The sequence below is a fragment of the Anabaena sp. FACHB-595 genome (genome assembly GCF_048568275.1).
Taxonomy (GTDB): Bacteria; Cyanobacteriota; Cyanobacteriia; order Cyanobacteriales; family Nostocaceae; genus Trichormus.
On sequence record NZ_CP183473.1, the window covers coordinates 444,910 to 457,853 of the forward strand.

Below are 12,944 nucleotides of genomic sequence, written 5' to 3' on the forward strand. Positions count from 1 at the left end.
TTGACTGTTGACTGTTGACTGTTGACTAATGACTAAAAACCAATAACTAATGACCAAACTTTATTTAGTGTGTTATGACATACCTGACGATAAGCGTCGGACTAAACTGGCTAAGTTAATAGAACAGCGCTGTCAACGAGTACAGTATTCCGTATTTGAATGTCCTTTAGAGGAGTCTGTTTTGAATTATCAGTTAGAGAAGCGTTGGCTACCCATACTGAAATTAAGTGAGGACAGTCTCAGGGTTTATCCTCTTGATGCTACAGCCAAGCAGCAAACAAGGGTCTATGGTGGTGAGCCTCCTTATGAACCACCAGATTATTTAATTTTGTAACGTCTATACTCTGGTGAAAATGATGTTTTTAAAGGCTGAAACGCAAATTTTTACTAGGGCTTGGCAGTTTGTAACGGATTGTAAATGTCACTGCTAATTCGTCGCAGGGAGATATGACAAGCTAGGAAGAATAAATATGTGTAAATAAAAGTAAAGTTAGTAATTTAACCTTGACTACTGGAGTTTATTCGGTTAAATTGTCTATAAAGCTGAATTTTGGTAAAAAAGCTTTTGATTTATCACTACTGAGTGTATAAACTACAATAGCTTTTGCGTACCTCGGCGCAACTGAACCTTGAAATCTAAATATAGTAATAGTTTCCAAAGGGTAGGGTTACTTACCATCACTTCCCCGCAAGGGGATGGAAACTCCATGAACCTCTCCCCGCTGACCCGCGCGTCCCGTTACTTACCATCACTTCCCCGCAAGGGGATGGAAACAAAAAGCATCTAAAAGGCTGAAGGATTTACCAGAAGAGGCGAGTTACTTACCATCACTTCCCCGCAAGGGGATGGAAACCCACTCTCGTGCTGCATCGGAGCGGAAGCACAGGCCCGTGGGAGCTCGGTTACTTACCATCACTTCCCCGCAAGGGGATGGAAACGCGCGCTGCCGCGCCGCCGTGCGCGACAGGCCGCGGTGCCGCCGCAGGTTACTTACCATCACTTCCCCGCAAGGGGATGGAAACCCATTGGCAAAGGCGCGGCACCGGACACCCTGGCGACGGAATGGTTACTTACCATCACTTCCCCGCAAGGGGATGGAAACTAACGACTGCGATGATCTAGTCGCGGACTAAAAGTTTCCATCAAGTTACTTACCATCACTTCCCCGCAAGGGGATGGAAACTCGCCGGACAGGATGCGCACCTGCCATCCTCGCGCGCGCAGGTTACTTACCATCACTTCCCCGCAAGGGGATGGAAACTGGGAAGGATGTATTCCTAGAACTCCAGAAGAGAGAATAGAAGAAAGTTACTTACCATCACTTCCCCGCAAGGGGATGGAAACCTCCTCGGCCTGGGCGGGCGGCAGGATGCCTTCAAATGGGTTACTTACCATCACTTCCCCGCAAGGGGATGGAAACGTTGGCGGATCTGATGTTCGATGATCTGGGAATAGAGTTACTTACCATCACTTCCCCGCAAGGGGATGGAAACGTCTAGCTGAAGAGGTAGCCAAAGGTAATCCTGATGCTATATCTGTTACTTACCATCACTTCCCCGCAAGGGGATGGAAACGACCTGTATAATTCATATTCATTGTGATATCTTCCACTTTTACAAGTTACTTACCATCACTTCCCCGCAAGGGGATGGAAACGTGAAGTACCCGGCGAGCTGCGACGAGTGCGGCAGCTGCGCCGAGTTACTTACCATCACTTCCCCGCAAGGGGATGGAAACTATCAAACTTATATAAACACAGCAAAGCTATCCTATGGTTACTTACCATCACTTCCCCGCAAGGGGATGGAAACGTAATAGCAACTCGTATGTATCTTGAAGAAACTCACCCTTCTGAGGTTACTTACCATCACTTCCCCGCAAGGGGATGGAAACGTCCTGGGTGAACTCCAGGCCCAGGCCGAGGTGTTTTTTGGCGTTACTTACCATCACTTCCCCGCAAGGGGATGGAAACCTCGGAGGTGCAGTATGGCGGGATCAACGATCGCCGCGGCGTGGCTGGTTACTTACCATCACTTCCCCGCAAGGGGATGGAAACTCCATTCGCCCATACGTCGGTAGCACCAGGCAAACACAGAGGTTACTTACCATCACTTCCCCGCAAGGGGATGGAAACGTTTGTATGGACGGCCATACAGATCGCCGATGGAAGTTACTTACCATCACTTCCCCGCAAGGGGATGGAAACTTTATCCTTGCAATCCATACCTCCGTTTGCTGTAGGTTACTTACCATCACTTCCCCGCAAGGGGATGGAAACACAAACTAATTTACCAAATTACTCCACAAGAAATTGTGGAGTTACTTACCATCACTTCCCCGCAAGGGGATGGAAACTGTCCCTATCCAAAATACTCCTTTTTTATAAGGGTTACTTACCATCACTTCCCCGCAAGGGGATGGAAACCGTAAGGCCAAGCTATGAAGTAGGCAAAGTTAAATTTGTTACTTACCATCACTTCCCCGCAAGGGGATGGAAACCTCAAGTGCTTTAGATGTTAATTTAGTTAGTCCACTAACGATGTTACTTACCATCACTTCCCCGCAAGGGGATGGAAACTTGGCTGAGTCAGATCTAATTGCCAGTCCAATAACTTCAGTTACTTACCATCACTTCCCCGCAAGGGGATGGAAACACAACACATTCACGGTGTTTCACAATCGCCACATAGTCAGTTACTTACCATCACTTCCCCGCAAGGGGATGGAAACACCTCTTTTACAACATCTGCCCAGGCTTCGCGGAAACTGAAGAGTTACTTACCATCACTTCCCCGCAAGGGGATGGAAACCGTTCTTTTAAATGACGCAGAGTATTATCTACAATTAGTTACTTACCATCACTTCCCCGCAAGGGGATGGGTGCGACTCTAGGCATAGCCAAGTCAGTAGGCAAGCCAAGCTTACTTACCCACAAGGGGGCGGAAATTAAAAGATATAGCTGTTACCAGTAGTGTTAGAACATCAATAGATGATACAACCTAGACACAACAAGACTTTTCACCCAGTACCCAGTCCCCAATCCCCAATCCCCAGCTATATGATTGAGCGATCGCCAGAATTTGGATAAAATAATTGACGGGACTATAATTTTGGGCGTTGCATAAATGCGGGATGAATTGAGACTTTTTTGTAAAGCAGAATATTGATTCTACCCTGCGGGAACGCCTTGCGGCGAATGCGTCTTTGCGCCTTTGCAGACATACTTTAAGGAAATCTCCCCGCTAAATTCCACTGCGGGAACGCCTTGCGGCGAATGCGTCTTTGCGCCTACCGCAAGCGGAACGCCTGGCGGCGAATGCGTGAGACAAAAATCATCCCACTAATCAGCAACGCCTAATTTTGAATTACCCAAAGAGTGGGAATTTTTTAACTGATACTGTCGCCACTTCTCCTGCTGACGCATTCTTTTATCTTCCGTAAGACTATCAAAACAGTGGGGGCAAGAAATACCTTCCTCATACTGAAGAGATGCCTTATCTTCTTCAGCCAAGGGGTGTCCACAACAGAAACATAACTCATGAGTTCCCGGCTCTAACCCATGAACTACGGCGATACGTTCATCAAAAACAAAACATTCCCCTTGCCATAAACTCTCCTCTGGCGGGATTTGCTCTAGGTATTTGAGTATACCACCCTTGAGATGATACACCTCTGCAAAACCTTGAGAAAGCATGAAAGATGAAGCCTTTTCGCAGCGAATACCCCCAGTACAAAACATAGCAACTTTTTTGTGCTGATTCGGGTCGAGGTTTTGGCGGACATATTCGGGGAAGTCTCGAAATGAGTTTGTTTGGGGATTTTGCGCCCCCTGGAAAGTACCGATATGTACCTCGTAATCATTGCGTGTATCAATAACAATCACTTCCGGGTCAGAAATCAACTCATTCCATTCTTCAGGGGTCACATAAGCACCCACCTGTTCATTAGGGTCTACTTCTGGTAAACCCAAGGTGACAATTTCTTTTTTCAGCCGCACTTTCATCCGTTCAAATGGCGGGGTGTCTGCGGTAGATTCTTTATGTTCTAGGTCTTGTAGGCGCAAGTCAGAACGTAGATAAGATAAAACATTGTCAATGCTTAGACGCGAACCTGCAATTGTGCCGTTGATTCCTTCCTTAGCTAAGAGAATCGTACCCTTGATATTTTGGGCTAAACAATAAGCCAATAAGGGTTCTTGTTTCTCGGCAAAATCCGGCAAACTGACAAATTTATAAAATGCAGCAACGATTTGCGTATTTTCTTGGTTCATCCCTTTGTAAAAAACAGAGTTTTCGGTTATGATAGCGGAGACTAATAAATTCAATTTTACGGGGGTTTAGCTCAGTTGGTAGAGCGCCTGCTTTGCAAGCAGGATGTCAGCGGTTCGAGTCCGCTAACCTCCATTGACGTAAATTAGGGTATAGGGGTATGGGGGAAAGAAAAGTGAATATGCAGCTCGCATTAAGCGCTTGCTGTTAAAAGGTATAGGGGTTTAGGGGAAAGAGTAAAACCAGATTCTTCCCTTACACCCTCATACCCTTACACCCTCATACCCTTACACCCTCATACCCTTACACCCTCATACCCTTACACCCTCATACCCTTACACCCTCATACCCTTATACCCTCATACCCTTATACCCTTATACCCCTACACCCTTACATAATTAACGTTGAAAGACCACCGAAAGGTTATTAGCAGGCATTTGGTAGGTTTTGTGCAGTTGGAGATTTTGTTGTTTAGCTGCTGCAATCACATCTTCCAGGTTGCGTACTCCCCACTCTGGATTTTGGGAACGTAAGGATTCATCGAAGGCGGCGTTACTTGGGGCGGTATGTTCTCCCCCTTGTTTATAAGGCCCGTAAAGATAAAGAATCCCACCTGGTGGCAAAATCCGCCCCGCACCAGCCAACAGTCCCAAACAAGCTGACCAAGGGGAAATGTGAATCATATTGATATTAACTATGGCAGCAATGGGGGCATCCTGTAGAATTGCGTCCCTTTCTACTGACCAAATTGGCTGACTCGCATCAAGTTCTACAGGTGGGTAAAGATTATCGCTGGGAAATTGTGCAATCCAGGCGGTGATACTAGCCCGTAATTCCGGATTGGGGTCAGAGGGTAGCCATTTACGTGGTTTGAGGCGGGGGGCAAAGAAAATGGCGTGTTCACCTGTACCACTGGCAATTTCTAGAATAGTGCCACTGGCAGGCAACACTTGTAAAAGCACTTCTAAGATGGGTTCGCGGTTGCGTTGTGTTGCTGGTGCATATTTGCGGGGGTCTTGTGGTGTGTTCATCTGGCTGTGTAGAGTAATTCATTATTAAACTAGCAGCGATGGGCTACCCTCCACCATAATCGTTGGTGTTCCGCCCAGCCTAGCTGACCGCCTGCTTTTAAAAGTGGCAAAATCAATTAGGCTATTCTGCTTTTAAGTTGCATAATTCATCGTGAAGACTGTTGACAGTTGACCGTTAACAGTTAACAGTCAACAGCCCTTATTAGTAGTTAACGCCGTGTGCAACTTTCTCTCAAACCTAACCCCCAACCCCTTCCCTGCGAGGGAAGGGGAGCAAGATTCAAAGCCTCTCTCCGCTTCGGGGAGAGGTTTGGAGAGGGGTTTCAAAAATAAGTTGCACATCGCGTTAGTTATGCAATTTAGACCCGCATTAGCTTAGGCATTCATTTTGGATAATATAGTCGGGAGTATCACTTGCCGAAATTAATCAACTCTACCCAACCACCCCTAAAATTTATCCCCCATAGTTTTAACCCCCTCATCCTCAGGTTAATGCAGTGGTTACTACCCCTGGTGTTGCGCTTTCGTACGCGCCCTTGGCTCCCGGCTGGTATCGTCAAAATTGAAGCAGAAAATTCCGAGATATTAGCAGAACTTTATCAACAATTCCAAAGTGGGAAAATTCGCTTTTTAATGGCATTTCGCCACCCAGAGGTAGAAGACCCTCTGTGTATGTTGTACTTAATTTCTCGCATTGTTCCACAGGTGGCGCGTCAAAAAGGTATTAAGTTGCAATACCCAGTTCACAGTCATTTTGTCTATGACAGAGGAATGACTATATGGGCTGGAAATTGGTTGGGTTGGTTGTTTTCTCAGTTGGGAGGTGTGCCAATTCGGCGCGGAAGACGGTTAGATAGGCAAGCTATTCAAACAGCAAGGGATTTATTCGCTAACGCTCCATTCCCCATTGCTGTTGCCCCTGAAGGCGGGAATAATGGTCACAGTGGCATAGTCAGCCCTCTGGAACCCGGTGTTTCCCAATTGGGGTTTTGGTGTGTGGAAGACTTGAAAAAAGCTAACCGGACTGAAACTGTGGTGATTGTGCCGGTATCTATCCAATATCATTATGTTACGCCGCCTTGGTCTAAATTGGATGAGTTGTTGAGTAAGTTAGAAGTTGATAGCGGTTTACCAGTGCAATCAGTTGGGGAGTCTGCAATCAATCAACCAGAAATTTATGCTCAACGCATCTGCCGCCTGGGTGAATATTTAATTACAGAGATGGAAGAGTTTTATCGCCGCTTCTATCATCAAGATATCCCCAACACCGTAGCCACAGAAGAATCTACCACGCCCAATCAGGTGTTAATTGCCAGACTGCATCATTTATTAGATAAAGCGTTACAAGTTTCCGAGCAGTATTTTGGTATTCCAGCCCAAGGTAATTTTATAGACCGTTGTCGCCGTTTAGAAGAAGCCAGTTGGAATCGCATATATAGAGAAGATTTACCAGATATGGATAATTTACCTTCCTTCAAACGGGGACTCGCCGACTGGGTAGCCCAAGAAGCAGACTTACGAATACAGCATATGCGTCTGGTAGAAAGTTTTGTGGCTGTGAATGCTACCTATATACAGGAAAAATATAGTGCAGACAGATTTGCCGAGACGGCTTTACTAATGTTTGATATGCTTTCTCGCATACAAGAATCCACTCTACCAGGACGACCAAGGTTAGGTTTACGGGAGGCGGTAATTAAGGTAGGTGAGCCAATTTCTGTCACGGAACGCTGGGAAAAGGTGCATGATAACCGCCAAGCGGCTAAAAGGGCTGTGAATAATTTAACTCAAGATTTACAGGTGGCTTTAGAAAATTTGATTGATTAGGGACTGGGGATTGGGTGAAGAAGAAGACGCGATGAATCGCGTCTCTACAGCAGGTGGTTTATTTTGAATTTTGTTGGCGCAGCCTTCCCGCAGGGTATTTTGAATTGTTAATTAATGCTTTTGGTTTCCTCCTAGTAACCAGAGGAAATAAGGTGTACCGATAAGGGCGGTGACTAACCCAGAGGGAATTTCTTTGGGAGCTAAAACAACGCGCCCGATGGTATCAGCTAAAGTGACTAAAATAGCACCGAAAATTGCCGCGATTGGTACTAGTTGGCGGTGTCGAGAACCGACTAATAAACGTGCAGCATGGGGAGCAATTAACCCGACAAAGCTAATAGTTCCCACCGTAGAGACAGCAGCAGCAGCTAAAGCAACTGCGATCGCTAATATTACACCACGAGCTTGCTGTAAACGCATACCTAAAATGAATGGTAAGTCTTCCCCTAAGGCCATCACATCTAATTTACGGGCAAATAACCAGCCCAAAGGCAATAAAATTAAGGGAAAAGCCAACAATTGCCATACTTCATCCCACTGGCGAGCGTAGGTACTCCCAGCTAACCACACCAAGGCCTGAGCTACTTGTAATTTTGACTTAACTACCAACAAGTTAATTCCCGCCGCACAAAACGCAGACACAGCTATTCCTACCAAAGCTAGCCTCCCTGGTGCTACGCCGTTTTGCCAAGCTGCTAGGTAAACTACACCAAAGGCGACAACTGCACCAATAAACGCGGCAATCGGTATAAATGTTACGGGTGCATTAGGTATCAATACTAATACCAATAAAGCCCCAAAACCTGCACCTGAAGTAATCCCCATAATTTCCGGGCCAGCTAGGGGATTGCGGACTACTCCCTGTAACAATAAGCCACTGATGGCTAAGGCTGCTCCTGCTAATAATGCTACTAGTAACCGGGGTAGGCGTAAGTATAAGACTATTCTTTCGGTGAGTGCGTCACTATTACCACTAATGACTTGAGTTAGTTGATGAATATCTAAATGAATATTGCCCAGGGATAATCCCAATAAAAGCACTAGTAATAAGCAACATAACCCCAACAGAAGTAAAGCAGGATACTGGAGGCGGGATTTTATTTGTATTGGTAAAGCATTATTCCCCTCTGTCTTACTCAACAGACGCGGCGATGAACGCACCAACCAGACTAAAAACGGTGCGCCTAATAAAGCTGTGATACCACCCGCAGGTAATTCACTAGATATCTGTTGTGCTACTAAGTCAGCCCCTAATAATATGACTGCGCCCCAAATCGCTGCTGATGGTAATAAAATTTGGTGTTGACGACATCCCATCAATTTGCCTATGTGGGGTGCAACTAAACCTACAAAGCCAATCGGCCCGACTACACTCACCGCAACGGATGCTAAAAATATACCTAGTAGGGTGCTAGATAAACGTGTCCACTGGACTTTTGAACCGAGGGAACGGGCGACATCTTCACCCATGAGGAGGACATCTAGGGGTTTGGCAATGGTGAAAACTGCGATCGCGCCTAATAATACTCTAGGTGCAGCGTAAATACTTCCCTGCCAATTGGTTTGTAATAAAGAACCCGCACCCCAAAAAAATAAATCACGGGTTTGGTTTTCGTAGAGTAGTTGTAGGGCGGAAGTGAAGGCGGCTAAGGCGAGGGAAACAGCCATTCCTGAAAGGGTGAGGCGGATGGGGGTAATTTCTTTCCCGGCGATGGCGTATACCAATAAGGCTGCTAATAAACCACCTGTGAATGCTACCAATAAAGGCGACCAAGCAAATATCTCTGGTGCAAAGATGGTTGTGGCGGTGACGGCTAAATATGCACCTGCGTTTACTCCTAATGTGGCGGGTGAGGCTAGGGGATTACGGGTGACCGTTTGGAATAATGCGCCGGCGATTCCTAGAGATGCGCCTGCTAATATCCCGATGGTTGTGCGGGGTAGTTTGATGTAGCGGAGGATGTCTTCTGGGGCGGTGAAAAGGTGGCTGTGGAGGAGAAGAAGGGGGAGGAGGAGGAGGATTCCGGCGAGCAGGGGGCGGGGTTTGAGCATGAGGATTTTAAACGCGGAGGGGCGCAGAGGTTAACGCGGAGGTTGCGCGGAGGGGTATTATGTGAGGGTATCGATGACTTTTTGTAGTAGAACTTGGGCTGATAGGGGGCCGCCGAATAGCCAGGTGTCTGGGGCGATCGCATACAATCTTTTTTGCTGGACGAATTGTAGTCTTTGCCAGACGGGGTTAGTTTCTAGTTGTTGTTTGTAGGGGCTATTGGGGGCGGAAATATAGATGAAGTTGGCGGTTTCTACTGTTGGTAGTGCTTCTATCCACACTGTATTGAATCCAAAACGGTCAAATTCTCCTTTCCAGGCGTTTTTCAAACCGATGGCTGTAAGGATTTGTGTAGCCATTGAGTTATCGGTGAAAAGGCGGATTTGGGGGGCGTTGTCGCTAAATTGTCCGAGGACGAAATCGGGTTTTTGAGTATTTTTGATGCGGGTGGCTGCTGTTTGAAATTGGGTTTGCATTTGCTGAAGAACTTTTTCCCCTACATCTTGACGGTTGACGCGTTCCGCAATTTTGCGGAATGTTTGCTGCATCTCATCAAGTTGATTTGAGTTTTCCGCAGAGGGATAGGGGTTAAATATGAGGGTGGGGGCGATCGCAGATAAGGTATCGTAAATAGTCTTATGTCTTAACTCTACACCTAAAATTAAATCAGGTTTTAATTGGGCGATCGCTTCTAAATTCGGTTCTTGGCGTGTCCCTACATCAACTACACTCTCAGTTAAAGATGGTTGCACATTCACATATTGTTTATAGCCTTGGATATCTGCAACCCCCACAGGTTGGATTCCCAAAGCTAAAAGATTTTCCGCATACACCCATTCCAGGGCGATTACTCTCGTTGCAGTTTGATTAGAAGTTTGTGGTTGTTCTCTCTGTCCACAAGCCACAGTTAAGGCGGAAGCAGTCGCTGTAGTTAAAAAAGCGCGTCTAGTGAATTTGCTCATCTGCTTAACTCTCCTTGTGGAATACCTAGATGGCAAGGTAAACAAGTAGGATAGCCATTGATGGGGTGGGGAATCACGGTCATTTCTACGCCGAACACCTGCTGAATATTACTGGCTGTCATTACTTCTTGGGGAGTACCTACGGTGACTATTTTTCCTTGTTGGAGCATGATCAGGCGATCGCTATAGGCTGCGGCTTGATTCAAGTCATGTAACACCCAACCGACGGTAATTCCGTGTTCTTGGTTGAGTCGTCGTACTAAGGCTAAAACTTCTATTTGATGGCGGATATCTAAAAACGTTGTGGGTTCATCGAGTAATAACACTTGGGTTTGCTGTGCTAAGGCCATTGCAATCCAAGCCCTTTGGCGTTCCCCACCGGAGAGGGTATCGACTATTCTGTTTGCTAGAGGTTCTAAGCCAGTCACAGCCAACGCCCATTCCATCGCAGCGATATCTTTTTGAGAAAAACCCCCTAATAAATTCTGATGGGGATAGCGTCCATAACCAATCAATTCCCACACAGTTACACCTGGAGGTGCTTCTGAAGATTGGGGTAATATCGTCAGTTGTTTGGCTAACTCTTTTGTGGGTATGTGGCTAATATCACGCCCATGCAGATAGATAGTACCCTTGCTTGGTTGCATAAGTCTGGCAAGGGTGCGGAGAACGGTACTTTTGCCAGAACCATTCGGCCCTAGTAAGGCGGTGATTTCTCCCAGAGAAAACGCGACTGAGAGGTCAGGAACGATAATTTTGCCATCATAGGCAATTTGCAGATTTTGAGATGCGATCACCGTAGGTGGGGCGTAGTCCATCGCTGGCAATTCCTGACCTCCTGATAGTTAATGGCAGTAATAGTTAACTATTACTGCCCTTGAAGATTGCTTTCTGTTGCCTATAACAACTATATAGCTAACCTAATTATGAGTATCTTTGTCAAGTGTTTTCCTCAATATTGAGAATTATTAGCGCTCCATTGGCATTAATTGGGCTACTGTATACAAAGCATTATTCACTTTACCGAAGGCGGCCGCATGGGGGCGATCGCCATCATCGGCGTAACCGTAAGTAATCAGGCGATTGCGATTCAAGCACAGCTTGGTAAATTGGGGTGCTAGCAAGTTGAATAACTCAAATCTGTCTTGCATTTCGGGGAAACGACTTTGATAGCTTAAAATCGTCTCTCTGACTTTTGTCCAGAAGGTCTGTTCTGGGTAGTTGTGGTAGTCTGCCAATAAATCAGACAGATAACGATGGTGACAGATAAACAAGCCAGCAAAGATAAATTGACATAATCCTTCTGGTGGTTCAGTCAACAAAACGGCTTTGAGTTGTGGTGTTAAAGTCTCTAATTCCGGTAGGGGATGACGACTGATATTTACATCATCGACAAAATCTTTCATCGCTAACCGATGGGGGGCAAAATCCTTCAGCACCAAAATTGTGTTTTCACCGTGGGGGGAGAAAACCACGCCGTAGCGGTAGAGGTAATGTAGTAATGGCGGTAAAATCGTGTTGAATAGTCGAGATAACCATTCATCTAAACTGAGTCCAGAACGTTCTACCAGTTGAGAAATAAAGGGTTGACCGTTACCATCGATATGTAATAAAGACGCTAAAGTAATTGGACGTTCATCGGCTTTGGTGTAAGCTAAAACACTCTCGCGCCATAGACAACCCAACATTTCCTTATATTGGTAAGGTGCGCCTGAAAGCTGGCTGTAGTATGGATGATCGTAGTTGATGCTGGCAATTTCCCCAGGAAGAATTAAGCGACACTCATCTTTGAGGAAAGGGTCATGATCACAAATCGATTTTACATATTCTGTAACCAGTGGGGCAACCTGTGTGCGATCGCCTGGTAAACCACGGTAAACGAGAGTATTTAAAATGCTCAGGGGTAATTTAACGTACCGTTTCTGCGGATAGCTGATATTAGCAAAGGTGCGAATCGATTGTTGGGGTAAATATTTATCTTGGCTGTAGCCGAGGGGAATAATTCCACCTGTGGCTATTTCTTCCACAAACAAAAGGGTGATGATATTTTTCCATTGCCAATCATGGACGGGAAGAAAATAATAATCTGCGGGGCTGAAATGACGTTGTTCTAAAATAGCCGTAAATTCCGCAAGACTTTCTGCGCCTAATTCTTCTTGAATGAGGGTGACATAATCTAGTCCTGGGATGGCGTTAAATTGGGCGCGTTCACTGCTAACAGCAATCCAAAAGAGGGAAACTGGCTGTTTACTTTCGGGTGCGTGGGCTAGGTAATCGTCATAGCCAAAACCAATGCGTCCTTTATTGAAGGTTATCCAGGGGTGTCCTTCCATTTCCCCTTCTAATGAGGGGTAATCTAAATTGAGTAAGTCTATATCTTGGGTTTCTTTTTTGGTTTGAATATGTGCGTCGGCTAGTAGGGTGTTGCTGAGTTCTTTGATTAAATGAGCTGTGGTTTCAGCCGTCATTCCTACAAATGTGTGAATATCGAGGACGAATTGCAGGGGGTTGAATGCTGGGGAAAATTCTCCCGCTTCTCGTCGTTGGATAGATGCGGGGATGACGCGGTAGCTGTCGAATAGGCGTTTTTTGGCTTGGAAGTTGTAGGCGATGCCTTCGGGGAGGGCGAGGTGGTAGAGGGTATATTCTGCTGTTTGTTCTATTGTCTCCGGTTTGATGATTTCTTCATACATGAATTCGGAGAGCATTTTGGCTAGGAGTTTTTGGCTAACTGTTTGCCAGCGTGGGTATTGGAGGATTTTGGTTAGGTTTTGCATATTTTTGTTTGGGAATTTTCACGGGTT

The 12,944-nt window shown here is 45.9% G+C and carries 8 protein-coding genes, 1 tRNA gene and 1 CRISPR repeat array; of the genes, 3 read left to right on the forward strand and 6 right to left on the reverse strand.

Going from position 1 to position 12,944, the window contains the following annotated elements; genetic code table 11:
* Window positions 1-49 precede the first annotated feature (49 nt).
* Window positions 50-334, forward strand: coding sequence for a CRISPR-associated endonuclease Cas2 (gene cas2, locus ACN222_RS01890; protein ID WP_010994558.1), 285 nt, complete (start codon window positions 50-52; stop codon window positions 332-334).
* A 333-nt stretch (window positions 335-667) separates the two neighbouring features.
* Window positions 668-2,885: direct repeats of the CRISPR family, unit length 37 nt; unit sequence GTTACTTACCATCACTTCCCCGCAAGGGGATGGAAAC.
* A gap of 456 nt (window positions 2,886-3,341) precedes the next feature.
* Here the strand turns inward: cas2 and ACN222_RS01895 are convergent.
* Entirely contained in the window at window positions 3,342-4,271 is a 930-nt protein-coding gene (locus tag ACN222_RS01895) for a rhodanese-related sulfurtransferase (RefSeq protein WP_010994560.1), read from the reverse strand.
* 60 nt (window positions 4,272-4,331) lie between these two features.
* Here ACN222_RS01895 and ACN222_RS01900 point away from each other — a divergent pair.
* A tRNA-Ala gene (locus tag ACN222_RS01900) sits at window positions 4,332-4,404 on the forward strand.
* A gap of 264 nt (window positions 4,405-4,668) precedes the next feature.
* On the opposite strand, the gene ACN222_RS01905 is transcribed toward ACN222_RS01900, so the two are convergent.
* Window positions 4,669-5,301 carry a class I SAM-dependent methyltransferase gene (locus ACN222_RS01905; RefSeq protein WP_010994561.1) on the reverse strand — a complete coding sequence of 211 codons (633 nt, stop codon included), beginning with the start codon at window positions 5,299-5,301 and terminating at the stop codon, window positions 4,669-4,671.
* Window positions 5,302-5,715: 414 nt separating this feature from the next.
* Between ACN222_RS01905 and ACN222_RS01910 the strand changes: the two genes are divergently transcribed.
* Window positions 5,716-7,128 (forward strand): 1-acyl-sn-glycerol-3-phosphate acyltransferase, encoded by a 1,413-nt coding sequence (locus ACN222_RS01910; protein ID WP_044520599.1) that lies wholly within the window; start codon window positions 5,716-5,718, stop codon window positions 7,126-7,128.
* Window positions 7,129-7,239: 111 nt separating this feature from the next.
* Here the strand turns inward: ACN222_RS01910 and fhuB are convergent, their stop codons facing one another.
* From fhuB to ACN222_RS01930, 4 genes are all read right to left on the reverse strand, one after another.
* Window positions 7,240-9,180, reverse strand: a complete 1,941-nt coding sequence (fhuB, locus tag ACN222_RS01915; RefSeq protein ID WP_010994563.1) for a Fe(3+)-hydroxamate ABC transporter permease FhuB — start codon at window positions 9,178-9,180, stop codon at window positions 7,240-7,242.
* 57 nt (window positions 9,181-9,237) lie between these two features.
* Window positions 9,238-10,140 (reverse strand): ABC transporter substrate-binding protein, encoded by a 903-nt coding sequence (locus ACN222_RS01920; protein WP_010994564.1) that lies wholly within the window; start codon window positions 10,138-10,140, stop codon window positions 9,238-9,240.
* The gene (locus ACN222_RS01925) at window positions 10,137-10,958 is read right to left on the reverse strand and encodes an ABC transporter ATP-binding protein (protein WP_010994565.1); all 822 of its coding nucleotides are present in this window, start codon (window positions 10,956-10,958) and stop codon (window positions 10,137-10,139) included. Before ACN222_RS01925 ends, ACN222_RS01920 begins: the two co-directional genes overlap by 4 nt.
* 150 nt (window positions 10,959-11,108) lie before the next feature.
* Window positions 11,109-12,917, reverse strand: a complete 1,809-nt coding sequence (locus ACN222_RS01930; protein ID WP_044520601.1) for an IucA/IucC family protein — start codon at window positions 12,915-12,917, stop codon at window positions 11,109-11,111.
* Window positions 12,918-12,944 lie beyond the last annotated feature (27 nt).